26 protein-coding genes and 1 tRNA gene are annotated in these 25091 nt (G+C 69.0%); 16 read left to right on the top strand and 11 right to left on the bottom strand.

Translation table 11 applies throughout. The features are described from left to right. The 3 genes from EXE52_RS18575 to EXE52_RS14625 all read right to left on the bottom strand — a co-directional run bounded on the left by EXE52_RS18575 (position 1) and on the right by EXE52_RS14625 (position 2514). Positions 1 to 654, bottom strand: a complete 654-nt coding sequence (locus tag EXE52_RS18575; protein ID WP_199239165.1) for a hypothetical protein — start codon at positions 652 to 654, stop codon at positions 1 to 3. Positions 655 to 1011: 357 nt separating this feature from the next. Beyond that, a complete protein-coding gene (locus tag EXE52_RS14630) occupies positions 1012 to 1830 on the bottom strand; it encodes a hypothetical protein (RefSeq protein WP_089307987.1) in 819 nt (272 codons plus the stop codon). Between the two features lie 102 nt (positions 1831 to 1932). Continuing rightward, positions 1933 to 2514 carry a hypothetical protein gene (locus tag EXE52_RS14625; RefSeq protein WP_049932329.1) on the bottom strand — a complete coding sequence of 194 codons (582 nt, stop codon included), beginning with the start codon at positions 2512 to 2514 and terminating at the stop codon, positions 1933 to 1935. A gap of 447 nt (positions 2515 to 2961) precedes the next feature. On the opposite strand from EXE52_RS14625, the gene EXE52_RS14620 reads away from it, so the two are divergent. The 7 genes from EXE52_RS14620 to EXE52_RS14590 all read left to right on the top strand — a co-directional run bounded on the left by EXE52_RS14620 (position 2962) and on the right by EXE52_RS14590 (position 11436). Next, entirely contained in the window at positions 2962 to 3594 is a 633-nt protein-coding gene (locus EXE52_RS14620; RefSeq protein WP_089307986.1) for a hypothetical protein, read from the top strand. A 17-nt stretch (positions 3595 to 3611) separates the two neighbouring features. Continuing rightward, positions 3612 to 5273: a DUF1102 domain-containing protein gene (locus EXE52_RS14615; RefSeq protein WP_089307985.1), complete on the top strand. Its 1662-nt coding sequence runs from the start codon at positions 3612 to 3614 to the stop codon at positions 5271 to 5273. Between the two features lie 138 nt (positions 5274 to 5411). Further along, positions 5412 to 6125: a hypothetical protein gene (locus EXE52_RS14610; protein ID WP_137703836.1), complete on the top strand. Its 714-nt coding sequence runs from the start codon at positions 5412 to 5414 to the stop codon at positions 6123 to 6125. Between the two features lie 135 nt (positions 6126 to 6260). Next, positions 6261 to 7844: a CARDB domain-containing protein gene (locus tag EXE52_RS14605; RefSeq protein WP_089307982.1), complete on the top strand. Its 1584-nt coding sequence runs from the start codon at positions 6261 to 6263 to the stop codon at positions 7842 to 7844. A 64-nt stretch (positions 7845 to 7908) separates the two neighbouring features. Continuing rightward, a complete protein-coding gene (locus tag EXE52_RS14600) occupies positions 7909 to 8829 on the top strand; it encodes a hypothetical protein (RefSeq protein WP_049932333.1) in 921 nt (306 codons plus the stop codon). Positions 8830 to 8985: 156 nt separating this feature from the next. Continuing rightward, positions 8986 to 10149 (top strand): signal peptidase I, encoded by a 1164-nt coding sequence (locus tag EXE52_RS14595; protein WP_089307981.1) that lies wholly within the window; start codon positions 8986 to 8988, stop codon positions 10147 to 10149. 3 nt (positions 10150 to 10152) lie between these two features. Then, positions 10153 to 11436, top strand: a complete 1284-nt coding sequence (locus EXE52_RS14590) for a DUF5305 domain-containing protein (protein WP_049932335.1) — start codon at positions 10153 to 10155, stop codon at positions 11434 to 11436. Between the two features lie 50 nt (positions 11437 to 11486). On the opposite strand, the gene EXE52_RS14585 is transcribed toward EXE52_RS14590, so the two are convergent. Together EXE52_RS14585 and EXE52_RS14580 are read right to left on the bottom strand one after the other, a co-directional pair. After that, entirely contained in the window at positions 11487 to 12383 is an 897-nt protein-coding gene (locus EXE52_RS14585) for an NAD(P)-dependent oxidoreductase (RefSeq protein WP_089307980.1), read from the bottom strand. Between the two features lie 75 nt (positions 12384 to 12458). Further along, positions 12459 to 12653: a heavy-metal-associated domain-containing protein gene (locus tag EXE52_RS14580; protein WP_007344879.1), complete on the bottom strand. Its 195-nt coding sequence runs from the start codon at positions 12651 to 12653 to the stop codon at positions 12459 to 12461. Between the two features lie 156 nt (positions 12654 to 12809). Between EXE52_RS14580 and EXE52_RS14575 the strand changes: the two genes are divergently transcribed. Continuing rightward, positions 12810 to 13400 (top strand): AsnC family transcriptional regulator, encoded by a 591-nt coding sequence (locus EXE52_RS14575; RefSeq protein ID WP_089307979.1) that lies wholly within the window; start codon positions 12810 to 12812, stop codon positions 13398 to 13400. A 67-nt stretch (positions 13401 to 13467) separates the two neighbouring features. Next, positions 13468 to 13618, top strand: a tRNA-Gln gene (locus EXE52_RS18310). A 151-nt stretch (positions 13619 to 13769) separates the two neighbouring features. On the opposite strand, the gene EXE52_RS14570 is transcribed toward EXE52_RS18310, so the two are convergent. Then, complete coding sequence (locus EXE52_RS14570) at positions 13770 to 14195, bottom strand: low molecular weight phosphatase family protein (RefSeq protein ID WP_086217014.1); 426 nt, start codon at positions 14193 to 14195, stop codon at positions 13770 to 13772. A 148-nt stretch (positions 14196 to 14343) separates the two neighbouring features. Here EXE52_RS14570 and EXE52_RS14565 point away from each other — a divergent pair, with 148 nt between their 5' ends. Beyond that, entirely contained in the window at positions 14344 to 14832 is a 489-nt protein-coding gene (locus EXE52_RS14565; RefSeq protein ID WP_049932342.1) for a hypothetical protein, read from the top strand. A 52-nt stretch (positions 14833 to 14884) separates the two neighbouring features. Here EXE52_RS14565 and EXE52_RS14560 read toward each other — a convergent pair whose 3' ends face one another. Then, on the bottom strand, positions 14885 to 15343 hold the full coding sequence (locus EXE52_RS14560) for a hypothetical protein (RefSeq protein ID WP_049932345.1): 459 nt from the start codon (positions 15341 to 15343) through the stop codon (positions 14885 to 14887). Positions 15344 to 15441: 98 nt separating this feature from the next. On the opposite strand from EXE52_RS14560, the gene EXE52_RS14555 reads away from it, so the two are divergent. The 5 genes from EXE52_RS14555 to EXE52_RS14535 are packed head-to-tail and all read left to right on the top strand — an operon-like array spanning position 15442 to position 19843. Beyond that, complete coding sequence (locus EXE52_RS14555; protein ID WP_089307978.1) at positions 15442 to 15996, top strand: helix-hairpin-helix domain-containing protein; 555 nt, start codon at positions 15442 to 15444, stop codon at positions 15994 to 15996. A 59-nt stretch (positions 15997 to 16055) separates the two neighbouring features. Then, complete coding sequence (locus tag EXE52_RS14550; RefSeq protein ID WP_089307977.1) at positions 16056 to 17717, top strand: anthranilate synthase component I family protein; 1662 nt, start codon at positions 16056 to 16058, stop codon at positions 17715 to 17717. Beyond that, entirely contained in the window at positions 17714 to 18385 is a 672-nt protein-coding gene (locus EXE52_RS14545) for an aminodeoxychorismate/anthranilate synthase component II (RefSeq protein WP_241897931.1), read from the top strand. Before EXE52_RS14550 ends, EXE52_RS14545 begins: the two co-directional genes overlap by 4 nt. Then, positions 18378 to 19316 (top strand): aminotransferase class IV, encoded by a 939-nt coding sequence (locus EXE52_RS14540; protein ID WP_049932352.1) that lies wholly within the window; start codon positions 18378 to 18380, stop codon positions 19314 to 19316. Before EXE52_RS14545 ends, EXE52_RS14540 begins: the two co-directional genes overlap by 8 nt. Positions 19317 to 19372: 56 nt before the next feature. After that, the gene (locus EXE52_RS14535) at positions 19373 to 19843 is read left to right on the top strand and encodes a Rieske 2Fe-2S domain-containing protein (protein ID WP_049932353.1); all 471 of its coding nucleotides are present in this window, start codon (positions 19373 to 19375) and stop codon (positions 19841 to 19843) included. Between the two features lie 38 nt (positions 19844 to 19881). On the opposite strand, the gene EXE52_RS14530 is transcribed toward EXE52_RS14535, so the two are convergent. Then, a complete protein-coding gene (locus EXE52_RS14530; protein ID WP_049932494.1) occupies positions 19882 to 20325 on the bottom strand; it encodes a DUF5788 family protein in 444 nt (147 codons plus the stop codon). 116 nt (positions 20326 to 20441) lie between these two features. On the opposite strand from EXE52_RS14530, the gene EXE52_RS14525 reads away from it, so the two are divergent. Continuing rightward, positions 20442 to 21236: a YkgJ family cysteine cluster protein gene (locus tag EXE52_RS14525; protein WP_049932355.1), complete on the top strand. Its 795-nt coding sequence runs from the start codon at positions 20442 to 20444 to the stop codon at positions 21234 to 21236. A 54-nt stretch (positions 21237 to 21290) separates the two neighbouring features. Here the strand turns inward: EXE52_RS14525 and EXE52_RS14520 are convergent, their stop codons facing one another. The 3 genes from EXE52_RS14520 to EXE52_RS14510 form a co-directional block, all read right to left on the bottom strand. Continuing rightward, positions 21291 to 22196, bottom strand: a complete 906-nt coding sequence (locus EXE52_RS14520) for a dihydrodipicolinate synthase family protein (RefSeq protein WP_049932357.1) — start codon at positions 22194 to 22196, stop codon at positions 21291 to 21293. 85 nt (positions 22197 to 22281) lie between these two features. Beyond that, entirely contained in the window at positions 22282 to 23385 is a 1104-nt protein-coding gene (locus EXE52_RS14515; RefSeq protein WP_089307976.1) for a polymer-forming cytoskeletal protein, read from the bottom strand. A gap of 38 nt (positions 23386 to 23423) precedes the next feature. After that, positions 23424 to 25028: a cytochrome P450 gene (locus EXE52_RS14510; RefSeq protein WP_089307975.1), complete on the bottom strand. Its 1605-nt coding sequence runs from the start codon at positions 25026 to 25028 to the stop codon at positions 23424 to 23426. Between the last annotated feature and the right edge of the window lie 63 nt (positions 25029 to 25091).

The raw sequence follows: 25091 nt of genomic DNA, 5'->3' as shown, positions 1-25091 counted from the left end.
TCAATGAGGCGTCGCGCTAATTGTCAGACTACCTGAAATATCTTCGGAAGTATCCGAATTCAAGAAATCGGTATTCACGGCTACTGCCATATCAATGGCTTCACCGGGGCTCAGTCCACTATACTGATCAAGGAAGTCACTTTGCTCATAAACCCCTGACTGACCACTAACTGCCTCAGGGCTCCCATCAAAGACACGCAGTGGTGAGTAATGGGTGTTTTTGAAATTGTAGAAGGCCAACGCAGACCCGTTTGAATTCAAGTTGGCGGAATTATCCAGTTCGTACGTGAACGTGATATCATAGGTTTCTGCCGGCGCTTGGTTGACTATTTTGAAGGCTGGAGTTCCCGTATATCCCCAGTCCTTTGCTAGGTCTGGCCCCTGAACATTAACATCACCAAGTTCGATCTTAGCCCCGACGCTGACACCATCTCCAGTTCCTCTAGCAAAATCAATCCCTAGCTCACCATTAGATTGCTTAATGAAGTCCCCGGAACTCACATCTTTTACTCCAATTGCACCTTGATCGTCAGCGACAATATTAACATCGACATTTCGATTGCTTTGAGTGATACTCATTGCCCCGGTACCCATTGCAGCCGCCGAACCGGCGGCGAGCGATCCCATTCCGACTAGGAATTTGCGTCGTTCCATGGTTGGTCTACCTCTGTTGTCCGCACACGACCCGCAGGAGACACGAGACATCCCGTGTCACCCTAGGTCGCTCTACTTCACCCATGGGACGTATCCAATATCGTTATGAGTTGGCAGAAAACTTGTTGGATGGGACTGAAATGCTTCTGGGCGACTCTGTAGCAGTTCTGGGTCAAGATGAAGCCGATCGTAGCCGTATTGAAAACCTTCAGGTGATCCCTTCCAACCCACTTCCCGGCGACTTTCGCTCTGTCTACCGACCGTCAATTCGACTAGAGACAGAGATGGATCTGTTTGCTCCTACCGTGCTGTCGTACGCCTACCATCGGTGAGAATGATATCGAGACGAACTACCAATCAGTCCGACTCACAACTCGGGGGATTCTCACGCGTCTCTCCCGGCCCCCCGTTGTTGTGCTGATCGAGGCCGCAATCCTCCGCGCTCCACTGTGGATGAACGTACACGGTGTCGTCGAGTTTGACACCTACGATCGTATTGCCACTCGCACCGCTCAACTGGCCGCGGATTTTGTGCTTCGTTTCGATCCTCTCGTCTTCACGGGTCATGACTTCGTCGCTACCGCTTTTTCCGGGACTGATCAGATAGACGTCTACCGTTTCTGTCCTGTCTTCTCCGAGAATCTCGGCGTTTCCGCCTCCGGAGAAGTCTACCCCGTTGGAACTACCGCTGACCGCTCCGTTCCCCTCGTCTGTTTCGTCCTCGCGTTCGATCGTAAACCGCCGGGTCTCCGTATCACCAAACAACTGTGCCGTGACACCGCTCCCCTCTACCGTGACCGTTACTTCGATGCCGACTGGCTCGTCAGAGTCGATTCCTGAAACCGGCGCCTTGATGGACTGCTCTTTGCCGCTTCCGAAATCACCGGAGTCGTACTCGACCTCACCCAGAATATCGTCCCCTTCACCCACTTCGACCTCGGCGATCGAAAGGTCGTGGTTAAATCGGTTCGTCACCGTCACCAGGGTTATCGAGTCCCCCTCACTCACTGTCGAGCCGTCGTTTGGAGTTTTGTATCCAACGAACGCTCGACTGTCTTTCACCACGTCCACTGACACTCCCCGCTCCGCCTCCATACTGCTGAACGCCCCGGTGCCGACGCTCATCGCGCCGGAGCTCGCGCCGCCGAGCAGGAGGATGAGGTTCCGTCGTTTCATTTGCGATAAGTTCGCACAGTTAGTTCACCCGGTACAACGCGTCCCGGCCGTATGGTTATGCGGCACCGGAACCCCGGTAATCGCTCCCTGAACACCGTTGCGCTACGTCAGTTCCGGGGGTTCCTCGGGTTCGCCGACCTTCATCTCCGCGGTGTAGTACTTGTGCGTGATCGCGGAGAACGCGAACGCGACGACGATGGCGACCGTCCACGCCATCTCGGGCAGGAGGGTGAACGGCCACGCGCCGAGCCACACCGCGCCGGCGAGCGCGGCGGCGACGCCCGAGAGCCCGAGATAGTAGTCGCTCCACGGGATCTCCTTCCCCTCGACCACGTCCATGTACAGGTCGACGTTCTGAAGCGCGGGCGTCGGCTCGACGATCCCCCGGTCCTTGTTGAACTCGACGACGCCCGCGTCGTCCATCTTCGGCAGGTGGGACTGCTGGAGGGCGGTGTACACGCGCTTGCGCTCGTCGCCCGTGATCTCCGCCATGTCGGTCCCGTTCTCCCACGCCGCGATCTGCTCGGCCATGTCGCCGATCTCGAGTTTCTCCGCCTCCTCCCGCTTCAGCAGATGGACCGCGAACCGCCGGCGCTGGTTCGCCAACACGTCGAACAGGTCGTCTTCTGACACCTCAGTCGTCGGTTCTGCCCCCCGACCGTCCGGCCGCTGTACCGACGCCATTTCTGTCTGACATATATGAACACGCCAACATAAATCCCGTGGTTATGATAATCTGCTAAACTTTCTCGCCGTTCACTCGCGGGTCAACACGAACGCGTGAGTCGGCTTTTGACGGTCTAAGAAGCAGATGTGTGGCGTAATACGGATTCTATTCGCGGGCTCTCTAGCCGATATTATCAGGCTTCAGTAACTACCACCCTCGTTACACGGGCGACGATCGCCGCTTCAGGGCGGGCCTGAACGGGGTCTCAGGACCGGCCTGAACCGATCGAACCGGGGTTCAGGCGGAGTCGGAACGGAGCGGGCGGGGCTTCAGTCCCGCCCGGAAGTGTTTCTGGAAATTCATAACGATATGGGATAGGTCCCATTGCTCTAATAGAGCGACCCCGGGTGACGCTGGATGTCTCGCGTCGGCGGCCCGCGGGTCGTACGGGAGCAACCAACGTCATGTCAAACAGACGAAAATTCATCGCTGGACTAGGGGCATTGGCTACAGGGAGTGCGGCCGCCATAGGCACTGGTGCATTCACTAGCGTAACAGCGGAACGCACGGTCAACGTAGAAGTCGCTGGAGACGCCAGCGCGTACCTCGGGCTAGAACAGGTTAATCAGAGTCCGAACTCGGACTACGTCCTGAGAAACAACGGGGAGGTGTCATTCGACTTCTCCGGTGCGGACGGCGATTCGAGTGGCGGTGGCTCCGTCGACGGAGACGGGTTTAATCCCAACGCGACGACGCGTATCGACGACGTACTGCGCGTAACTAATCAAGGAACACAAGCAGCGAACTTCTGGGTCAACATCGAGAACCTCGGCGCCGGGAGCGACTTTCTCACGATCGAGGCGAGTGGTTATCCCACATTCAGCTCAAGTATGGGAAGCAAAACAGGCGCGAGTACACAACTCGCCTATGATGGCGGGAACGGTTCTAGCGTTAAGCCGTACAACCTAACTCCGGGAGAAGACATTTACCTCCACTTGGTCGTCGATGCCACCGCACAGGGCGGCCAGTCACCGAACAGTTTCAGCGGGAGCGCCACGTTCGTTGCCGCGAGTGACGACTCACAGCCCCCGCTCTAACAACGAGGTAACACATAATGCAACGACGCAAATTCGTTCTCGGACTCGGATCGCTCACCGCCGGCGGGGCGGCTGCAGTTGGCTCTGGCGCGTTCACGACCGCCGAAGCGACTCGCGATGTCGCTGTTGAGGTCGCGGACGACAGTACTGGCTACGTTGCCCTACAGGCATCAGGTGGCCCGAACGGTCAGTTCGCCTCACAGGGAACCAACGGAAAGATCGGCTTAGACTTCTCTGGGAGTGGCAACGAAGGGAGCGGTGTGGGCCGAAACTCCGTGTACAACTTCGACGACGTGTTCCGGGTCACTAATCAGGGGACTCAGACAGTCTACGTCTGGTCGAGACTCTCCGGCGGGTCGAAGTTCGACAATGACAATCTTTACTTTTACCCGAACGGCTCGCGGTCGACGAAGCTGAAAGACAACTCGAACAGCGTTCTCGCCCTCAGTCCGGGCGAGACTGCGAACATCGGTGTCCACATCGACACCGGGAGCTTTTCGCTCGACTCTGATAGCCTCACGGCGACGATCCGGGCCGATGTGGATAGGCCCGGCACCTCCGAGTCCGTCGGCCCTGAGGGAGACGAGGCGCTGGTCGTCAGTCAGACGCCCGACCAAGGTGATTTCAGCTCGATCCAGAGCGCCATCGACAGCGCCGACGGGACAACGATCATCGTCGAGCCCGGGACGTATGAAGAACGGCCGGTGATTCCGGGCAGTGTGAGTGGCCTCACTCTGCGCGGTGCTGGGGAAGGAGAGGTCACCATCGACGCGAGTGAAGACAGTCAGTTCTCCAACTCATACGGTTTCGAGATTGAACGCGGCGCCGAGGATGTCACGTTGAGGGACTTCACGCTCAAAGGTCCCGTCAGTACCGGGGGAGGATATCCCGCTAGTTATTTCGGCCTGAAAATCTACGGCGTGACAGGGCTCGAAGTGAGGAACGTCACGGTCAAGGGATCGTCACTCTCCGAAGTCGATCTCAACGGCGTAACTGATGCGGTGCTCGCAAATGTTACGGCCGACGGGGAGAACCCGAATGCATCCACGACGAGCGGGACCGGGCTGTTCCTCACGAACTGTCGGAACGTCACGGTCAAGAACATTACAACCCGGAACAACGACTGGGGCGGTATCGGCATCTCCGCGTGGGATCAAGGTGGGGATGACGAGGAGTCCGGTCAGGAGGTCGGCGCGGATCCGGCCGCACGAGGGATTAGTCTTGTCGGCACCAACAACGAGATCGAAGAAGACCTGCCCCTCTACACTGAAGAGGAACCCGGTGGTACCGATTTCCACCTACAGAATCGTAACTCGGAGGTCGATACTGATTCAGACGGCGACTGGGACGTGTTCTTCCCGATTGATGGCGACTCCAGCGCAGGGTCTGATCACGACGTAACCGTTGGAACGGTCGAGCGTGGCAGCGGAGTCAGCAGCAGCCTCTCGCACACCGTTATACTCAAGCGATACCCTGTTGTGGTGAACGATGACGCCCCGAACGAAGTGGGCTCGGCGGGCCTAATCACTGAGCAGTACTTCGTCTCTTCGAGTGAGCGAGACAGCGTGATGAGTTCGCCGCGAGTTGCCAATTCGTGGAACGCAGGTGGTGATCTGAACGAGGTGGAGTTTAGCGGCGGCTTCGTCTACCAAATCGAGGGTACCGCAGACAACGTATAGAACTCGAGCGGACGAGTAGCTCACTCGCCGTGTCGGGTCTTCATTCACCCACGCGGGTGCGAGGCGATCCCTCTGCTTGACCGGGGAGACGTCTTGGCGGTTCAACTCCGTCGGTGGGCTTCGACACAAGGACAGAGTATGAACCGACGCAAATTCCCTCCCACGCCTGGTGTGACGGTGACAGGCACCTCCGTGGCGGCAGGCAGCGGTGCGTTCACCAGCGTGAGCGCCGACCGGACTGTAACGGTCAGTGTGGCTGGGGATGAGCAGGCGTACCTGGCGTTAGAGCCGGCTTCAGGCCCGAACGGAGACTACGCGCGAACGGAGAACGGGCAGCTCGCGGTTCACCTCGACAGGGTGAACGACGACGCGCTAACCCGCGTTGAGGACATATTCGTCGTCCGGAACCAGGGGACGCAAAAGGTCGGATTCCGGATCGACAAGACCGGTGAGTACACCGAGGCTGTCACGTTCATTATCGGGCGGGAACACGTCAAATCCGGTCAGGACAATCCTCCCGCAACGTACGTGCCTCGCGGAAACGGCGTCTTCAGCCTCGCCAACGGCGGGACGGTTGGCCTCGAAGTCGGCGAGGACGTTCCGATCGGGGTCCGCATCGACACTAGGGACGGCGACGCAGCAGAGGCGACTGACGAGCGCCACCTGCGCCCTGCGAACGACGGCGTCCCCGAGGCCGACATCTCCGCCGACGATACGCTTCTCGATTCGATCACTATCGTTGCCAAAAACAGTATCGGCGGGGGCGTCAACGACGACAATAGCGTTACCCCAGCGAACAACCCTAACTCACGCCGCGAGGATGGAAACAGCTTACAGGCGAACGGGAATTAATCTATGATAGGCTTATCAAAATATCCGGAGTCAGACAATATATTTGACTGACTTATTGACTTCAATCTGAACCAGAACACTTTCACACACAGCATAACCAACCTAATGGAGTACATACTGCTAGCATAGCTACCTATGTCGACCTTCCGCCGCATTTTGACCCTCTCACTCCTCCTCGTAGCCGCAGGGGCGCTCGCGTTCGCCACGGGCGCGGCGGTGATCGACGGCCCGGCCGACACCGTCGCTGACGGCGATCTCGCGGTCCAGCCGGCCGACGGCCCGAACGGCAAGTACGCCTATTTAAATGACGACGACGAGATCGCGATCGACGTGTCGGCGTCGAACCCGAACATCGAGGATCCTTCTTTCAAGGGCGTGAACGTCGATTCGACGGGAACGATCGACGACGTGTTCACGGTCACGTACACGGCAGACGAGTACGCGCGCGTCTGGATCGAGTACGCCAGCGAGAACGTCACCTTCGTCGCCGGCGGCGACTCGATCGAAGGCGAGGCGAACAACGTCACGCTCGCGCCGAACGAGACCGTCACGATCGGGCTCGAACTCGACACGCGCGGGACGGCCGCCGGGGCGCAGCTGGGCGCCGACGAGTTCTCGATCGAGGCGAAGATCGCGGAGCCCGAGGAAGTGGAGGCGACCGCGACGGGCGCGTCGACTCAGGGGACCGCCGACGGGGGCCCGACAAAGACGGTCGCCTCGCCGAGCGCGGACCGCCGCGAGTTCGTCGCGAGCGGCGTCGAGTCCGGTGCGGAGGTCCGGTTCCGGGCCGACGGGATGCCCATCGACCGCGACAACGTCACGCTGGAGGGGATCGACCTGGCGGGCGTCCGGAACGATCGCGTCGAGCTGAACGCAGCGGGGAGCCCGGTCCCCTTCGCGAACGGGAGCGCGCTGACCGCGCCCACGCGTCCCCGTCCGGTCGGGTACCTCTCGCTCGCGCACGAGTTCGCGCCCGACGCGGTCGACGCGATGACGATCCGGCTCAGCGCGGACCGGGACTACCTCAACGCGACCGGGACCGACCCCGCGGACGTGACGCTCTACCGGCAGACGGACGCGGGCGACTGGGAGGCGGTGTCGGTCGAGGTCGTCGACGAGGCGGTCGTCGATATCCTGGGGCTCCCCGAGGACCGCGTCCACTTCCGCGCGACGACGACCGAGTTCTCGACGTTCGCGGTCGCGACGCGCGAGCCCCGGTTCGACGTGACCGCGGCGACGGTCGCGCCCGAGGCGATCGACCCCGGCGAGAACGTCACCGTCCGGGCGACCGTCCGAAACGGGGGCGGCGCGGCGGGCGAGCGCGCGGTGACGCTGACCGCCGACGGTAACTCGGTCGCGAGCGAGACGGTCGCGCTCGCGCCCAACGAGACGGCGACGCTCTCGTTCGACGAGACGGTCTCGGCCGCCGGCGCGTACGACCTCGCGGTCGGCGGGACCCCCGCCGGGACCCTGCTCGTCGGCGACCCCGGCGGCGACCCGGCGGGCGGTGAGGGGAGTAACTCCGAGGCGACTGGCGGCGACGGGGAGAGCGCCGAGACGGCGAGCGGCTCCGATGCGGCGAGTAGCGCCGCCGACACCGAGGCCGGGCCGACCGAGGAACCCGGGGGGATCGAGTTCGTCGAACTCGGCGGGCTGCTGGCCGCGCTCGCCCTCGCGGTGGCCGGACTCGCGCTGTTCCGCCGGATGCCGCGGTCGTGAGCCCCGGGCCGCATCCGGGGCGCGCGCCGACAGGTCTTAACCGCTGGTCGACGACCCACGGGCCGTGAGCACGTCTGCGACCGACGAGCGCGATCGCTCCGTCGACGGCGGCCCGTCGGATCGCTCCGTCGACGGTAGTCGGCCGGACCGCACGTTCAGTCAGGAGATGCTCGCCGGCGTCCGCGCGACCGACCTGCTCGTCCTGCTCGCGGTGCCCGCGGTCCTGCTCGCGGTCTTCGCGCTGCCGGAGGCGACCCGCCGCTCGCTCGCGTTCGCGTACGCGGACCCGACGGTGCCGTCGGCGTTCGCGGCGCACTACGTCCACCTCGGAACCGATCACCTCCTCGGGAACCTCGTCGGATACGGGCTCCTCGCCGGCGTCGGCTACGCGCTCGCCGTCCTTGGCGGGCGACGGCGGCTCTTCTTCACGTCGCTCGCGACGTACCTCGGCGCCTTCCCGTTCGCGCTGTCCGCGCTGAACCTCGCCGTCCCGCGGGACGCGATCGGCTTCGGCTTCTCCGGGATCAACATGGCGCTCGCCGGACTGCTCCCGATCCTGTGGTACTGCTACGCCCGCGAACACTTCGCGCCCGCGGCCTCGCTGCGCGCGCTGCCGGCGGTCTTCTTCGCGCTCGTCGGGTGGATCGCGCTCCTCGCGCTGCCGGTCTCGACGACGGGCATCGGGGTCGCGGGGCTGGCGATCGGCGTCGCGGGCGCGCTCCTCGCGGTGCTGTACGCGGCCAGCAGCGAGGTCCGGTTCCCGCCCGCGGTCCGGACGCACGCGGCCGCCGTCGCGTCGCGTCCCGGCTACGGGGAACTGCTGGTCGTCGGCGGGCTGGTGGCCGTCGGCTACCCCGTCGTCGGCTTCCCGTCCGACCCCTCGGGCGGCGGGAGCGTCGTGAACCTGTACGTCCACCTGCTCGGGTTCTGCCTCGGGTTCATCGGCCCGTTCGCGCTGCTCGCCGCCGGCGCCTTCGACGAGTAGGGCCGACGGCGGCCGCCCGATCCGGTTCGCCGCCACCCACGAAGTTATAAGGACACGCCGCCGTTCAGCGATCGACGACTACCTGACGGCCGTGCGACAGGTACCGCCTCGCGGCGGTCGCCGCCCCGAGTCCGTCTCCGAGCCGAGTTCGACACCATGTCACTCAAACGAACGCTGTCCGTCGCGCTCCAAGCGGCCGCGGTGCTGGTCGTCGTCTCGCTGGTCGTCGGACAGCTCCTCGGCCAACCGGTCCTCCTCAGCTACGTCGAGACCGGGAGCATGCAGCCGACGCTGGCTCCCGGCGACGGGTTCGTAGCGATCCCGGCACAGCTCGCGGGCGGGATCGGGCCGGGCGACGTGGTGACGTTCGAGGCACAGGAGATCCAGGGCGGCGGGCTGACGACCCACCGGGTCGTCGAGGAGGCCGAGCGGGGCTACATCACTCGGGGAGACAACAACCCGTTCACCGATCAGGACGGCGGCGAGCCGGTCGTTCAGGACGCGGACGTGGTGGCGAAGGCGCTCCAGATCGGCGGCAGCGTCGTCGTGATCCCGCACCTCGGGACCGTCGCTATGGGGTTCCAGTCCGCGTTACAGTCCGTCCAGACGTGGCTCGCGGTGACGTTCGGCGTCCGTTCGTTCCAGGGAACGCAGGGGCTCGCGTACATCATCTTTGGGCTGTCGCTCGTCGCCTACGCGGTCGACTGGTATCTCAACGCCGGCTCGCGCGACCGCGACTCGCGCGACCGGTCGCGCGACGACGGCACCTCCGTGCTGGCGATCCTCGGCGCGCTGGCGCTGGTGCTGATGGCCACCGCGACGGCGGCGATGGTCCTCCCGGCCGGCACGCAGGAGTACGGCGTCGTGAGCGCCGAGTTCGAGTCCGAGAACCCGACCGTCATCGAGCGCGGCACGAGCCAAGAGATCGAGTACGTCGTCCCCAACGCGGGGCTCGTCCCCGTGTACGCGTACGTCACGCCGGCGAGCCCGGGCGTCGACGTCGAGCCGGAGCGGCTCTCGGTCGCCAGTCGCGGCGAGGCCTCGACGACGGTGACGCTGTCCGCGCCCGACGAGACGGGATACTATCGGCTGTTCGTCGTCGAACACCGCTACCTCGCCGTGCTGCCGCCCGGCATCGTCGACGAGCTGTACGGCGTCCACCCCTGGGCGCCGCTCGTCGCAATAAACGGGCTGCTCGGCGGCGGTATCGTCGGCGTCGGCCTCCTGCTCTTACGCGGCGAGCCCGCGCGGATCCGGTCTCGCGACTCCCGCGAGCGCCCCCCGCTCTACAAGCGACTCCTCCGCGAGCTCTACAGGTAACACATGTCTTCAGAACCAAACGAACGTCGACTCAGACTCCGCGCCGTGCTGAACGCACAGTCCGCCGCGATCCTCGCGGTCTGCCTCCTCCTCGCCGCGGCCGGCGCGGGGCTCGTGTACACGACGCACGTCGACCCCGGCACGGAGACGGAGCGCCGGACGGTCTCCTCGCTGACCGTCGAAAGCGAGTACCGCCACAGCGCGACCGTGACGGAGCCGAACACCGTCTTCGAGACCGGCGCGGTGCTGGACGGCCGCGACACGTACTTCACGCGGATCGCGCCCGAGCTCGACGTGAACGTGACGACGAGCTACGCGGCGTCGACCGCGGAGAACGTCACCGTCCAGCTCGACTCCGCGCTCGTCATCCGCAACGTCGGCGATGAGGGGACCGTCTACTGGCGCGAGACGGAACCGATCGCGTCGGAGACGGCCGCCAACGTCGCGCCCGGCGAGACGGTGGACGCCTCCTTCGAACTCAACAGCACCGCGATCGACGGGCGCGTGGCGTCGATCGAAGAGCAGCTCGGCGCCTCGCCGGGGGAGACGGAGACGTTCGTCACGACCGAGGTGGCCGTCGACGGGTCGATCGGCGGGGTTCCGACCGCGTCGACGCAGACGCTCGACATGACGGTCACGCACGGGGGCGACACCTACTCCGTCTCCGAGCCCGGCGTCCGGTCCGACACAACCGAGCGGACCGAGTCGGTGAGCGTCGAGCGGGAGTACGGCGTGCTCCGGTCGCTCGGGGGTCCCCTCCTCCTGCTCGCGGGGCTCGTCGGCGCCGGCGGCACCGCGTACGCGACGCGGGAGTTCGACCTCGCGCTCACGCCCGCGGAGCGCGCGTACCTCTCGTACCGCGACGACCGCTCCGAGTTCGCGGAGTGGATCACGACGTTCCGCCTCCCCGCGTCGGTCCACGAGCGTCCGACCGCCGAGGCGGGGTCGCTCCGCGACCTCGTCGACTTCGCGATCGACAACGACACCGGCGTCGTGGAGGACCCCGAGACCGGCGCGTTCCACGCCGTCGCCGGGGAGTTCGTCTATACCTATCGCCCGCCCGAGCCGACGGTCGAGGACGGTGACACTGCCGACGAGGACACGGTCGGCGGTGAGGGAGCGATCGGCGATGAGGAGACGGTCGACGACGCGGGAGCGGTCGGCGCCGCCGACTCGATGACGGCCATGACCGAGGGTGCGGACTCGACCGCGGCCGGCGCGGCGCCCGCCGAGGACGGCGACTCGCCGGGTGACGCGGCCGACTCGGAAGACCCGGCCGACGACTGAGCCTGACGTCCCCCGAACACCCCGGCTCGACCGCGATCCCCCCGCCTCGATCACCCGTCGTCGCGTTCCGCTCCCCGCTCTGCGCCGTCGCGCCACGAGTGGCCCGGTTCCCACCCGAGCAGGCGCTTCGCCTTCGAGCAGTCGAAAATCGACTCGTCGCCGTCGAGGTCGCACTCCGCGGGGAGTTCGCCGCGGACCGCCTCGATCGTCGCCGCGGTGTCGCGACCGAGGAAGTTCTCCGCGGCGACGATCAGCACCGCCTCGTGGCCGTCGACCGCTGTTTCGGGGTCGATCGCGGCCTCGACCGCCGCGACCACGTCGCGCACGTCGACGTACGACCAGCAGTTCCCGCTCGGGGCCGCGGTCGCGGGGTCGAACGTCTCGCGCGCCTCGCGGCGCCGCTCGTCGCCCGGGAACGTGACCCACGAGAGGCGCAGCGAGACGGCGGGGACGCCGTGTCGGCGGGCCGCCGCGGCGGCCACCTCCTCGCCGACGACCTTCGAGAGGCCGTACGGGTCCTCGGGCTGGGTCGGCGTCTCCTCGTCGATCGGGAGCCGGTCGGGCAGCCAGTCGTCCGCCGCGAAGACCGTGCCGTAGCAGCTCTCGCTCGACGCCCAGACGATCCGCGCGCCCGCGGCCCCGGCGGCGTCGAAGACGTTGTACGCGCTCTCGACGTTGTTCGCGAACACGCGCGACCCGGCGTGGTCCTCGGGGTGCGGGATCGCGGCGAGGTGGACGACCGCGTCGGGCGCGGCCGCGTCGACCACCTGTCGCGTCTCGCCGTAGTCGGTGAGGTCCGCCGCCACGTAGTCGACGCCGTCCCGGCGCTCCTCAGTCGGCGGCGCTTCGCGGTCGACGGCGACCACCTCGCGGCCCGCGTCGGCGAGCGCGTCGACCGTCCACGCGCCGACGCCGCCCGCGCCCCCGGTGACGAGTACGCTGTCCATGTCTCGGCGAGCGCGCTCGGGCGAAAAAAGTCGGCGGTTCGGGGTGTGCGGTGCTCCGTCCGCACGTCGGGTCTCCTACGCCGACGCCTCGTAGCCGGCGTCCTCGATGGCGGCCACGACCGCGTCCACGTCCACGTCGCCCTCGACGGTCGCGGTGCCCGCCTCGTGGTCCGCGCTCGCGGACTCGACGCCCGGCAGCTCGCCGAGCGCGTCGGTCACGTTGTCCTCGCAGCCGGTACACGACATCCCGTCGACGTCTATCGTCGTCATGGGCGCCCGTTCGCGTCCCGGGCACAACTGCCTTTCCGTCGCCCCCGACGCCGACCGGTTTCCCCGCCACCGTCCCGTGTTCCCGACGCCGACCGGGTCCCGCGACCGCCCGCCCCTCCCGGACGCCTTTTGCCCGCGCCGGGCGAACGCTCGCCCATGCGAACGCTCGACGAGACGGACCGGGAGATCATCCGGTTGCTGCTGGCCGACGCGCGGCGCCCGTACAGCGATATCGCCGAGCGCGTGGACCTCTCCGCGCCCGCGGTGTCGGACCGGGTCGACCGACTACGCGAGGTGGGCGTCATCGAGGGGTTCACGCTTCGGATCGACGGTGACGCGCTCTCCGACGGGCTGCGGGTCCTCGCGACGCTCGCTGTCGCGCCCGCGGACGCCGAGCGCGTTCACGCGGCGGTCGCGAGCCACGAGCGCGTCGAGCACGCGTTCCTCACCGCAGACGGCGAGGTGACGGTCGTCGCGCGCGTCGAGGAGGGGACCGCTCGTGACCTCGTCGACGACGCGGTCGGACTGGCGGCCGTGCGCGACCTGTCGGTGCGGCTGCTCGACGCCCACGAGTGGTCGCCCGCGGTCGGCGACGCGGACCTCGCGGTCGAGTGCGTCGAGTGCGGCAACACCGTCACCGCCGAGGGGGAGTCGGCCCGGATCGACGGGACGCTGTACCACTTCTGTTGCGGCTCCTGTCGCGAGAACTTCGCGGAGCGGTTCGACCGGATCGAGGAGGGGGCGTAGCCGGGGCCGTCCCAGTCTCGTCGCGGAGAGTAACGTACTTGAGTGCCCGTCGGTTAGCCGAATACGAAGTCCCGTGGTGTAGTGGCCAATCATAATGGCCTTTGGAGGGAATCCGTCCGCGTCTGCGGCTCACGCGCGGCTGTCGGGTGTTCCACCAAGAACGCCCGTCGGATGCCCGAAGTCAGCCATTGACGGCGGTTCGAATCCGCCCGGGACTATCCTGCGGCGAGCAACTCCGCGAGCCGCAGGTGTCCGAATTGATTCGAGCCCAGAGGACGAGCGAAGCGAGTCCTCGCGGTTCGAATCCGCCCGGGACTATCCTGCGGCGAGAGAAACCCCCGAGTCGCACGGATACGCGGCCGGAGCCGCCTACTCCTCGCCAAAGAACTCATCGAAGAGGTCGCGCACGCGCCCCTCGACCTCGTCGCGGATATCCCGGACACGATCGATATCCTGCCCGTGCGGGTCGTCGAGCGCCCAGTCGCGCCCCTCGACGCCGTCCGGGAGCGTCAGCGTCGAACAGCCCATCGTCGCGACCACGTCGCACGCGTCGAGCTCCGCGGTCGAGACCTCGCGGGGGACGCGGTCGGAAAGGTCGATGTCCACCTCCGCCATCGCCGCCACGACCTCGGGGTGGACCTCGTCCGCGGGGTGGGTCCCGCCGGTGACGACCTCCACGCGGTCGCCGAGGTCGCGCTCGCGGCGCTCGCGTTCGGCGAACACGGCCGACATCTGGCTACGACCGGCGTTCTGTACACAGACGAACCCGAACGTGGCGACGTCGTCTTCGCTCACACCTGCGCGTCCCGTCACGCCCGATTAAGGGTTTCTAAGAGGGATATAGAGTGGTATATACCCGACGCGGAAGACGCCGGGTCTCGCGGACGCCTTCCGGTCCGGAGCTACCTGTGTCATTTTTTACCATGCGGATCGTGGACGACCTATGGACATCCCAACCTACCGGGAGGCGGTCGCCGCGAACCGCCGCCGACACGGCTTCGAGGCGGTCGACGCGGACGTAGACGGACTCGACCACCTGTGGGAGACTCGCGAGACGGACGACACGCTCGGCGACGTGGCGGTGTTCGCGGCGCTCGTCGAGGCGGACGAGACGGACGCGGAGACGCTCGTCGACACCGCGTCGGCGTTCCGCGACGTGCTCGTCGACCGGATCGACGCCCGACCCGAACGCGCTGACGGCGGCGAGTCGGCCACCCCGATCGGCTACGTGACGTTCGCGACGCCGGACCCCGACGCGTCGCTCCTCGGGGCGATGTCCGGATTCACGGTCGCGAGGGGGCGGACGAACGTCTTCCCGCTCGTGTACGACACGGCGGCGGAGCGGCTCCACCGCCACGAGGTGCCGCGGCTGAAGGGGCGCGGGATCTACCGCCGACAGGCGGACGACGCCGAGCGGCTCTTCGAGGCGTAGCCCGGCCGGTGCGGCGCGGACATCCGTCAGCGACCGCCGCCGCTCGCGCTCCTCAGAACAGTCCCGGGCTGGCGAGTAGCCCCGCCGTGACGATGAGCCCGACGGAGACGGCGGACGCGCCGTAGAGGAACGGCTTGGCGTCGCGGGCGGGCTCGCGGAGCTTGTCGACGTCGAGCCCGTCGGCCAGCTTCGAGCCGGCGACCTCGACGAGGCCGGTGCCGACGAACCACAGGCCGAGCATCGTCAACACGAGGTGGCCGCGGGGCGTTCCCGTCAGCCCCTCGAAGGTGTACAGCGTCCCCGCCATGTGACCGCCGGTGAGGACGAACGCGAGGGCGCCGATCCGCGTGATCCAGCGCAGCCGACCGACGACCGAACCGAGCGCGGTCGTGCCGATGTCGCCCCGGAGCGCGGCGGGGAGAATCGCGAGGGTGACGAACAGCACGCTGCCGACCCAGAGGACGGCAAAGCCGACGTGGACCGACCACATCACGGGGTTGAGAACGTCCATACCGCCGGAACGGCCCGATCCCACTTATAAACACGCGAGACGGGACGACCGGATCCCGGCGACGGTTTTTAAATATCTCGCACGTGTAGCCGCGGGCAATGGCCCTACTTCAGAAGCTCAAAGAGAAGCTCGGCTTCGGGAGCGGTTCGAGCGAGCGGGAGTCCGGCGAGACAGAAGTGACCGTCGAGCGGGAGTCGGAACCGGCCGCTGACGCGACGGCTACGGAGCCGGCCGCCGGGAGCGAGTCGGCGGCCGCCGCGGACGAGGGGGACCCTGCGACGACCGACGCCGACGACGGGGACGCCGAGGCCGACGCGGAAGCGGTCGCCGCCGAGACGGAGGCCGCCGCCTCGACCGGGTCGCTCGTCGACGGCGAGGCGTCCGAGCCCGATGAGGCCGCGACCGACGAGGCGGCTGAACAGGCGGAGGCCGCGGCCGGCGAGGAGGACGCAGTCGCGGTCGACGGCGACGACCGCGGGCCGAGTGTCGAGGAGATCAAGGGCATCGGCCCGGCGTACGCCGAGCGCCTCGCCGGGATCGGGATCGAGACGATAGACGATCTCGCCGCGGCGGACGCGGCCGCCGTGGCCGAGGGGACGAGCGTCGGCGAGAAGCGCGCCGCGACGTGGATCGACCGCGCGAGCGAGTTCTGACGGCCGGGACGGGTCCGGTCGACCGCAACTGTTTCACCGCCACCGCCGAACAGAGTCGCATGAACCGAACGGTACGCACCGACCGGGGCCGGTTCCGCGCGGTCGCGGCCGCGGCGCCGGACGGCGCCCGGGTCCCGGTCGAACTCCGGGTCGACGTCGACGACCCCTTCGCGGCCTACCGCCGGGCGCGGCGCGGCCCCGGCGGCGTCTTCTACGAGACGACCGGCGGCCAGTCCGGATGGGGCTACTTCGGCGTCGACCCGGTCGAGCGGCTGACCGTCTCCGACGAGGCGGTCGTCGCGACCGCGAGCGGCGAGGAGAAGGGGTCGGGCGGCGACGCGCGGACGGCCTCCACCGGCGACTACCGGCGCCCGTCGCCCTCGCTGACGGCGCTAGAGGGACTCCTCGACGGCGAGACGCTGGCCCGCGGCGACTGCGACGTGCCGTACCCGTGCGGCGCGTTCGGCTGGCTCTCCTACGACGCCGCCCGCGAGCTGGAGGACTTCCCGCCGCCGGCGTCCGACGGTCCCGGAGCGGTCGACGACCGCGGCCTCCCGCGGCTCCAGGCCGCGCTCTTCGACCGGATCGCGGCGTGGGAGTGCCCTGTCGACGCCGACGGCGGTTCCGAGTCCGTCACGCTCCGAGTCACCGCCTGTCCGCGCGTCCCGGCAGGACTCGACGACCCCGACGCCGACCGCGACGCGCTCGACACGGTGTTCGACGGGGGCGTCGAGCGGGCGGCGGCGCTGATAGACCGTATTGAGGGTGGAGACCCGAGCTCGGGGCCAGTGCCCGACCCGGCCGCGGCCGGCGCGACCTTCGAGAGCGACGTGGGCCGCGAGGGGTACGCCGACGCGGTCCGCCGGGTCAAAGCGTACGTCCGCGAGGGCGACACGTTCCAGGCGAACGTCTCCCAGCGGCTGACCGCGCCCGCCGCGGTCCACCCGCTCGACGCGTACGACGCCCTGCGGACGGTGAACCCGGCCCCGTACTCCGGGCTGGTCGAGTTCGGCGAGCGCCCGAGCGGAGTCGACCTCGTGAGCGCGAGCCCGGAGCTCCTCTTGGAGCGCGAGCCGACCGACGACCCCGACCGCGGCGCCCGCCTCGTCACCGAACCGATCGCGGGGACGCGCCCCCGCGGGGAGACGGAGGCGGCGGACGCCAGGCTGGAGACCGAACTGACCGGCGACGAGAAGGAGCGCGCCGAACACGCGATGCTGGTCGACCTGGAACGCAACGACCTTGGCAAGGTGTCGCGGTTCGGTACCGTCGAGGTGAGCGAGTACCGCCGCGTCGACCGCTACAGCGAGGTAATGCACCTCGTGAGCCTGATCGAGGGGGAGGCGCGGCCCGACGTTGGGCTCGCGGACGCGGTCGCGGCCTGCTTCCCCGGCGGGACGATCACGGGCGCGCCCAAGCCCCGGACGATGGAGATCATCGACGAGCTGGAGCCGACCCGACGGGGCCCGTACACCGGGTCGATGTTCGCGGCCGGGTTCGACGGACGCGCGACGCTGAACATCGTCATCCGGACGCTCGTGCGCCGCGCCGCCGAGTACCACCTCCGGGTCGGGGCCGGGATCGTCCATGACTCCGACCCGGACGCCGAGTACGAGGAGACGCTCGCGAAGGCTCGGGCGCTGGTGAGCGCGGTCGACGAGGCGCTCGTCGCCGGCGAGATGGCGGTCGACGAACCCGCTGAGGGGGTGGCGGAGCGATGACGGTGGACGAGGCCGAGACGGGCGCTGGGCCCGATTCGGAGCCCGCGGCGGCGGGAGCCGGCTGGCGTCCCGGCGCTGGCGACGCCGACGCGCGGGTGCTCGTCGTCGACAACTACGACTCGTTCGCGTACAACCTCGTCCAGTACGTCGGCGAGGTCGCCGGCGCGGTGACGGTGCGCCGCAACGACGCGGTCGACCTCGCGGGGATCCGCGCGCTCGACCCGGACGGCGTCGTCGTCTCGCCCGGGCCGGGAACCCCGGCTGAGGCGGGCGTCTCGACGGCCGTCTTCGCGCTCGACCGCCCGGTGTTCGGCGTCTGTCTCGGCCACCAGGCGCTGTGCGCGAGCCGGGGGAGTCGGGTCGGCCACGCGCCGGAGGTCGTCCACGGGAAGCCCTCGACGATAACCCACGACGGCGAGGGCGTCTTCGCCGGCCTTCCCGACCGGCTCCGCGTCGGGCGGTACCACTCGCTCTCCGTCGAGCGCGAGGCCCTCCCGGACGAGCTGGTCGAGACCGCGCGAACCGACGAGGAGCGCGAGGTCGTGATGGGCGTGCGCCACCGCGAGAAGCCGCACGTCGGCGTCCAGTTCCACCCCGAGAGCATCCTCACGCCGCGCGGGAAGCGCATGGTCCGGAACTTCGTGGAGGTGTGCGAAGAGCATGAGTGACGACACCGACCGCTCGGCGGCGACCGGCGACGGCGAGCGACTGTACCACGTCGACGGCGACCTCGTCCCGGCCGCGGAGGCGACCGTCTCGGTGGAGGACCGCGGGTTCGCCTACGGGGACGCCGCCTTCGAGACGATGCGCGCGTACGGCGGCGACGTCTTCCGGTGGGACGCGCACGCTGCCCGGCTCGCCGACACCTGCGAGACGCTGAAGCTCGACCACGGGATCACCGACGCGGAGCTGAAACGCCGCGTCGACGAGACGCTCGCCGCGAACGACCTCGCGGACGCCTACGTCAGGCTCTCGATCACGCGCGGGACGCAGCCCGGCACGCTCGACCCGCGGCCCGAGGTCGACCCGACCGTGGTCGTCATCGCGAAGCCGCTCCCCCGGGGCGGCGTCGGGAGCGATCCGGTCCACGGCGGGCCCGCCGCGCTCCAGACGACCAAGACGCGCAAGCCCGCGAGCCGCGCGCTCCCGGCCGCGGCGAAGACGCACAACTACCTCAACGGAATCTTGGCCCGGCTCGAACTCCGCGTCACCGGCGCGGACGAGGCGCTCATGCTCGACCCCGACGGCAACGTCGCGGAGGGCGCGACCGCGAACCTCTTCTTCGCCGACGGGACAGCGCTCAAGACGCCCTCGCTGGACGGACCGATCCTGCCCGGCGTCACCCGGACGACGGTGATCGAACTCGCGGAGTCGGAGGGGATCCCGGTCGAGGAGGGGACGTACGCGCCGGACGCGGTCCGCGAAGCCGACGAGGCATTCCTCACGAACTCCACGTGGGAGGTCCGCCCCGTGGCGACCGTCGACGGCATCGCGGTCGACGGCGACGGCGAGGGGGTCGCCGGCCCGCTCACGACGCTCCTCTCGCGGCTGTTCGACCGGCGCGTCGAAGAGCGGTACTACGACGGTGAGCGGCTGTGACGGGCGGCGGCCGGGGAACGCGCAACGTTCAAGCCGGTCGCCGGCCTCCCACGGACATGGACGAGAGCCGCCGGATCGCCGGCGTCGAGGAGGTCCCGGAGGAGAGCACGCTGCTCGCGACGCTGCGCCCTGTCGACTCCGAGGCGGTCGACGAGGGCGAGGGCGACCTCGGCGAGGGCGAGGACGGCGCGCCGGAGGTCGAGGCGGTCCTCACCCGGGCCGCGGGCGAGGTGCGCGCGTTCCGGAACTACTGCCAGCACTGGACGGACGTGCGCCTCGACAAGGACGACGGGGCCTTCGTGCGCAACGGCGAGGTGTTCTGCCAGAAGCACGGGGCCACGTTCGAGGCCGACGGCGGCTACTGTAACTTCGGGCCCTGCGAGGGGGCCGTCCTCGAGTCGGTGGGCGTCGCGGTGGCGGACGACGCGGTGTACCTCGACGACGACGCCTACGAGTTCGTCCGGCTCGGCCCCTCGGCCGGGAAGGGCGACGGCAGCGGCTCGCGGATCGACTTCACTGGGAACTGAGCCCTCAGCCGGCGAGCGCCGCCGACGCCGCGCCCCGATCAGAAGCGCGTCCGACCGCCGCCGCCGGCGTCGTCGCGGCCGAGCGCCTTCTTCAGGAAGTTCATCCAGCGCTTCCGGTCCGCGGCCTCCTGCCGCTTCGCTTCCGTCTCCGGATCGGGGGCGTCGAGCCCCTCCAGCGCCTCCAGCGCGCGGTCGATCCCGATGATCGACGACGCCAGCGCCTCGCCCTCCTCGTAGCTCACCTCGTTCTCCTCGATCGGTTCGAGCCGGTCGAGGCGCTCGCGACGGAGGTTCCGCTTCGCGCGGTCGACGCGGTCGCGCTCGCCGGGCGGAATCGAGTCGCGGCGCTTGATCTCGAAGACGAACGACCGGAGGTCGATCGCCTCGCCCTGGATCTCGATCGACTCCGGGATTTCGACGCCGACCGTCGAGGACTCCCGGTTGACTCGTTCTAGGAGCTGTTTTCGCTCGTACTCCTTCACGCCCCCTCGGTAGGCAGCGGCCGCACTTCGCTCCTTCGCCCGGAGCGCGCCTGCCACCGAGGCGCCCCGGTGATCGGAAGGGACGAGGTTAACCGCGAGGCGTCGCAACGAGGCGTATGGAACCGCTCGAAGCCGAACTCGCCGCCGCCCGCGACCTCGACGTCGCCGATCTCGCGGACGCCATCGAGTCCATCGGCTTCGAGTGTACGCGCTGTGGCGGCTGCTGTACCGGCTACGCCCCCGACGAGCCGGGCGGTGCGCCCGCGGGTGAGGGAGTCGACGAGACCGAGTCGGGCTGTCGCGACGGTGCCGGTTCCGAGTCGGGCTGTCACGACGACGACGGCGACCGCGAGCCCCACACCGCGACCGTCTTCCCGGACGAGGTCCGCCGGGTCGCCGACGCCGCCGAAGCGGAGTCCGGCGAGGCGTACGACTGGCGCGACGTGGCCCGACCGATGCCGTTCGGGCTGGAACCGGACGCCGACGGCGAGCCGCGCGGCGAGACGTTCGAGTGGGCGCTCGCGACCGACGGCTGCGGCGACTGTACCTTCTACGAGGAGTCGGACGGCGAGGGCGCGTGTACGGTCCACGACGCCCGGCCGCTGATCTGCCGGACCTACCCGTTCAGCGTCGCCCTCAACGGGACGAGCCAGCCGATGGGCGAGGCCGTCGACGAGGCGGGCGTCGTCCGCGCCCACGAGTGCGAGGGGCTCGGCCGCGACATCTCCCGCGATGACGCCGAGGAGCTGGCCGCCGCATTGAAAGAGCGCGCGGTGCGCGAACTGGAGGAGGCGATCGGCGTCCGCGACGGCTACGACCCGACCGCCCGCGAGCGGACCGACGGCGATGTCGTCGTCTTCGACTCCGAGGGCCCGAAGGCGGCCGACGGGACACTGATCGGCGACGGGTAGCGGGCGAGGTGCGGGCGCGGGCGCGGTCGTTCGGAGGGCCCGTCCGCAGCGTTCTCAGACCACGTCCAGCGCCGCGTCCACGTCCGCGCGGATCTGCTCGCGCTCGGCGTCGTCCGGGAGCGTGAGCGGCGGCCGGACGCGGGGGTCGGGGACGAACCCGCGGTGCGCGGCCGCGACCTTCGTCGCCGGCGCGAAGCCGTGGTCGGCGCAGCGGGCGAAAAGCGGTGCGACCGCGCGGCGATGGCACGCAAGCGCGCGGTCGTCGTCCCCGTCGCGGATCGCCTCGGCGAGCGCGACGAATACCTCCGGGATCACCTGCGAGAGGGCGTGTATCCCGCCGTCGACGCCGATGCTCGCGCTCGGGTAGAGCTGCGCGTCGACGCCCTGGAACACGGCGAAGGAGTCCGGCGTCGCGGCGACCTTCGCTTCGAGGTCGGTGAGGTCGCCGGTCGTGTCCTTCATGCCGACGACCGACTCGCGACGCGCCAGGCCGGCGAGGGCGTCGAGGTCGATCGACTCGCCGACCGTCGCCGGGATGTCGTACAGGAGCACCGGGAGCGGGGCGTCGTCGACGACGGCCTCGAGGAACGCCCGCTGGCCCGCCGGTTCGGTCGACGCGTGGTAGTACGGGAGGGTGACGAGCCCCGCGTCGGCCCCGGCCGCCGCGGCGGCCGACAGGTGGTCGCGGACCCGGGAGACCGCGGTGTCGGCCGCGCCGGCGATCACCGGGACTCGGCCGTCGGCCGCGTCGACGACCGCCTCGACCACGGTCCGGCGCTCGCCGTCGGAGAGGCTGGCGAACTCGCCCGTTGTCCCGCAGGGGACCATCCCGTCGAGCCCGGCCTCGACGAGCGCGTCGACGTGGTTCGCGAGGGCATCGGCGTCGACGCCGCCGTCGGCGTCGAACGGCGTGACGATTGGGGGCGACACGGCGGCGCGCGGGAGGTCCATCTCGTCCATGCGCCCCGGTTCGACGGGGTGAGAAAAAGTCCTTGCCGCCACGGAGGGGAGCGTCGGCGTCGAAAGCGCGACCTGGACCGCGCCGTCAGTCGACGCTCACTGCCCCCGGATCGGGGTCGGTTCCGCGGTCGCGACCGCGGTACCCGTCGTACAGTCCGAGCCCGAGCGAGCCGAGCCCAAGGAGTAGGACGAGCAACTCCGCGATCCCGCCGACCCACGGAACGAGCCCGATCAGCGCGACCGCGACGACGCCGACGAGCAGGGCGAGCCACCGGCTCGGGCTGCCGAGCCGGCCGAGGATCAACGAGCCGAGGGCGTACTGTCCGTAGACGGACCCGACCCAGATCGCGACGCCGTAGGCCGCGAAGCCGACGAGCGCCAGCGGGAGCCCGACGATCGTGATCGCGAGGAGCAGGAGGGCGACCGGGGCGACGACGAGCGCGAGGAGCCCGACCCCGCCGCTGACGAGCGGGTCGGTGCCGACGCGGTCTCCGACTCCCCGAGAGAATCGGGGGAACGCGAACAGGAGGACCGAACCCAGTACGAGGTTGGCGACGGCGCCGTAGACGGTGCCGACCCACGAGGGCAGGAAGTCACCGCCGCCGGCGATCCCGCTCCCGCCGCCGTCGCCGAGGCTCGGGTCCTCCACGACGCCGCCGGCGACCGACGCGTCCGGACTCCGGGTGAACGTCTCGGCGTCGTACCGGAACTCGCCGCCGACGGCCGCGTTCGGACCGAGGACGACCGAGTCGGCGCCCGCACGGACGTCGCCGCCAACCGCCCCGTCGACCGTTATCGAGCCCGCGCCGACGTCGAGCGAGCCGTCGATCCGCCCGGACTCCGTCAACTCGAAGGAGCCGGCCCCGACCTCGGCGTCGCCGCCGACCGTCCCCTCGACGACGACGGTCCCGGCGGCGGCCTGAACGTTCCCGCCGACGCGGCCCGTCTCGGCGATCCGGATCGACCCGGCCGCGCCGGAGACGTCCCCCTCGACGGTGCCGCGCACGACGATCGTCGCGGCCACGGTCTCGACGCCGTCGACCGTCTCGCCCTCGGCGATGACGACTGACCCGGAGGGGCTCTGTACCGACTGGGCCGCCGCGACTCCCGTCGCGAGCGGCGAGAGGAGCGCCACCGCCGCGAGGACGAGGGCGATCCGACGGCGCGTGCTGCTGTCTGAGCGGACCATACGCGAGGAATCTCTGTCGAAGTACATATGTGTATTTGTCAACTGGTATCGGACGGCTCGTTCGCGTCGAGCGGTTCCTCCAGCGTGCGAACGCGGACGCGGACCGGTCCGTCCGGTCGCGTGTTCACGCTCGCCCGCACCGAGAGGTCGGTCGTCACCGGCTCCAGCCGCAGCCGCCGGAGCAGCGTCGCGGTCGCGAGTCGGAGCTCTTGTCTCGCGAAGCGCATCCCGATACAGTGTCGCGGGCCGCCCCCGAACGGGAAGTACGCGTACTCGGGGCGCTCACCGACCGCCGGACCGGGAGCCTCGTCGCCGTGGACGGGCCCTCCCGCCTCGTCGCCGTCGGCGGGTCCCGCCGCCCCGTCGCGCAGCCAGCGCTCGGGGCGGTACGCGGTCGGGTCGTCCCACCACCGCCCGTCGCGGTGGACCGCCCACGGCGAGAGCGTCACGACGACCCCCGCGGGGACGCGGTATCCCCCGAGCCTCACCGCCTCGGTCGGCTCTCGGAAGAAGGTGTGGACGGGCGGATACAGCCGGAGCGCCTCGTCGACGGCCGCGGTCAGCGCCGGGCACGCCCCGAGGTCGGCGGGGCGGGGGTCGCCGTCGAGCGCCGCGACCTCGCGCCGGACCCGCTCCTGAAATTCGGGTCTGTCGGCGAGACAGTAGAGCGCGTACGTGAGCCCGAGCGCGCTCGTCTCGTGGCCGGCGAACAGGAACGTCACCGCGTTGTCGACGAGCCGGTCGTCGCCCATCGCCCCGAGCTCCGCGGCCGCGACGAGCGTGCCGAGGAGGTCGTCCGCGGCGCCCGGGTCGGCGGGCGGGCCGGCCGCGCGGCGCTCGGCGACGAGCGTTCGGATCGTCGACCGGAGCGCCCCGATCCGCCGCCGGTACCGACGGTTCGCCGGGGTCGGCACCCATTCCGGGAGGAACGAGGTCATCCGCCCGGTGTCGAACCGCTCGGTGACGCTCTCGGCGGCCGCCCGCACGGTCTCGCGCTCCCGTTCGACGTCGCTCCCGAGCAGGCTCTCGGCGAGGACGGCGAACGCGTAGTCTGTCGCCGCGGCGTGGACGTCGACGACTTCGCCGTCGTCCCACTGCGCCGCCGCGCGGCGCGCGTGGTCGACCATCGCGTCGCCGTACTCGGCCACCCGCTCGCGGAAGAACGCGGAGCGTACGGTCGTCCGCTGCTCCCGCCAGTCATCGTCCTCCGCGAGGAACAGGCCGTCGCCGAGGAGCCCGCCGAGCCGGGATCGGGGCATCTCGCCCTTCTCGTACCGGTCGTGGTCGTCGACGAGCACTCGGCGGACGGCCGCGGGATCGGTGACGAGGTAGCTCTCCGTCCCGAACACGTCGTACCGGACGACGCCGCCGTGGGCCGCGGCGCGGCGCCCGTAGAAGCCGAGCGCGTCGCTCGCCAGTTCGTGGACGTTTCCGAGCAGCGGAAGCCCCCCGGGCGCCGGCGGACGCGGCGCGTCGGGTTCGGCGCCGGCGCCGCGCTCGGCCAACGGACCGGAGCCGTCGGCGCCGCGATCGGTCGCGGGGCTGGAGCCGTCGGCGCCGCGATCGGTCGAACGACCAGCGTCGTCGGGGGTGCGTCTCGGCGGCGGTTCGGCGTCGTCGACTCGCGTCGGCTGCTCGCCCATACGGATCGATCCGCGGCGCGGCGGACTGAGTCTTGGCACGCATCTGTCCGTGTATTTTAATAC

The sequence above is a fragment of the Halorubrum sp. CGM4_25_10-8A genome (assembly GCF_005435025.1).
Classification (GTDB): domain Archaea; phylum Halobacteriota; class Halobacteria; order Halobacteriales; family Haloferacaceae; genus Halorubrum; species Halorubrum ezzemoulense.
The sequence above is the reverse complement of the archived record's forward strand: the minus strand, read 5'-3'. Positions and strand labels throughout refer to the sequence as shown.

What these genes read in the sequence shown, in the direction of transcription:
- EXE52_RS18575 (WP_199239165.1), bottom strand. Translation starts at nt 654, where the DNA reads ATGGAACGACGCAAATTCCTAGTCGGAATGGGATCGCTCGCCGCCGGT.
- EXE52_RS14630 (WP_089307987.1), bottom strand. Translation starts at nt 1,830, where the DNA reads ATGAAACGACGGAACCTCATCCTCCTGCTCGGCGGCGCGAGCTCCGGC.
- EXE52_RS14625 (WP_049932329.1), bottom strand. Translation starts at nt 2,514, where the DNA reads ATGGCGTCGGTACAGCGGCCGGACGGTCGGGGGGCAGAACCGACGACT.
- EXE52_RS14620 (WP_089307986.1), top strand. Translation starts at nt 2,962, where the DNA reads ATGTCAAACAGACGAAAATTCATCGCTGGACTAGGGGCATTGGCTACA.
- EXE52_RS14615 (WP_089307985.1), top strand. Translation starts at nt 3,612, where the DNA reads ATGCAACGACGCAAATTCGTTCTCGGACTCGGATCGCTCACCGCCGGC.
- EXE52_RS14610 (WP_137703836.1), top strand. Translation starts at nt 5,412, where the DNA reads ATGAACCGACGCAAATTCCCTCCCACGCCTGGTGTGACGGTGACAGGC.
- EXE52_RS14605 (WP_089307982.1), top strand. Translation starts at nt 6,261, where the DNA reads ATGTCGACCTTCCGCCGCATTTTGACCCTCTCACTCCTCCTCGTAGCC.
- EXE52_RS14595 (WP_089307981.1), top strand. Translation starts at nt 8,986, where the DNA reads ATGTCACTCAAACGAACGCTGTCCGTCGCGCTCCAAGCGGCCGCGGTG.
- EXE52_RS14590 (WP_049932335.1), top strand. Translation starts at nt 10,153, where the DNA reads ATGTCTTCAGAACCAAACGAACGTCGACTCAGACTCCGCGCCGTGCTG.
- EXE52_RS14585 (WP_089307980.1), bottom strand. Translation starts at nt 12,383, where the DNA reads ATGGACAGCGTACTCGTCACCGGGGGCGCGGGCGGCGTCGGCGCGTGG.
- EXE52_RS14580 (WP_007344879.1), bottom strand. Translation starts at nt 12,653, where the DNA reads ATGACGACGATAGACGTCGACGGGATGTCGTGTACCGGCTGCGAGGAC.
- EXE52_RS14575 (WP_089307979.1), top strand. Translation starts at nt 12,810, where the DNA reads ATGCGAACGCTCGACGAGACGGACCGGGAGATCATCCGGTTGCTGCTG.
- EXE52_RS14565 (WP_049932342.1), top strand. Translation starts at nt 14,344, where the DNA reads ATGGACATCCCAACCTACCGGGAGGCGGTCGCCGCGAACCGCCGCCGA.
- EXE52_RS14560 (WP_049932345.1), bottom strand. Translation starts at nt 15,343, where the DNA reads ATGGACGTTCTCAACCCCGTGATGTGGTCGGTCCACGTCGGCTTTGCC.
- EXE52_RS14555 (WP_089307978.1), top strand. Translation starts at nt 15,442, where the DNA reads ATGGCCCTACTTCAGAAGCTCAAAGAGAAGCTCGGCTTCGGGAGCGGT.
- EXE52_RS14550 (WP_089307977.1), top strand. Translation starts at nt 16,056, where the DNA reads ATGAACCGAACGGTACGCACCGACCGGGGCCGGTTCCGCGCGGTCGCG.
- EXE52_RS14545 (WP_241897931.1), top strand. Translation starts at nt 17,714, where the DNA reads ATGACGGTGGACGAGGCCGAGACGGGCGCTGGGCCCGATTCGGAGCCC.
- EXE52_RS14540 (WP_049932352.1), top strand. Translation starts at nt 18,378, where the DNA reads ATGAGTGACGACACCGACCGCTCGGCGGCGACCGGCGACGGCGAGCGA.
- EXE52_RS14535 (WP_049932353.1), top strand. Translation starts at nt 19,373, where the DNA reads ATGGACGAGAGCCGCCGGATCGCCGGCGTCGAGGAGGTCCCGGAGGAG.
- EXE52_RS14525 (WP_049932355.1), top strand. Translation starts at nt 20,442, where the DNA reads ATGGAACCGCTCGAAGCCGAACTCGCCGCCGCCCGCGACCTCGACGTC.
- EXE52_RS14520 (WP_049932357.1), bottom strand. Translation starts at nt 22,196, where the DNA reads ATGGACGAGATGGACCTCCCGCGCGCCGCCGTGTCGCCCCCAATCGTC.
- EXE52_RS14515 (WP_089307976.1), bottom strand. Translation starts at nt 23,385, where the DNA reads ATGGTCCGCTCAGACAGCAGCACGCGCCGTCGGATCGCCCTCGTCCTC.
- EXE52_RS14510 (WP_089307975.1), bottom strand. Translation starts at nt 25,028, where the DNA reads ATGGGCGAGCAGCCGACGCGAGTCGACGACGCCGAACCGCCGCCGAGA.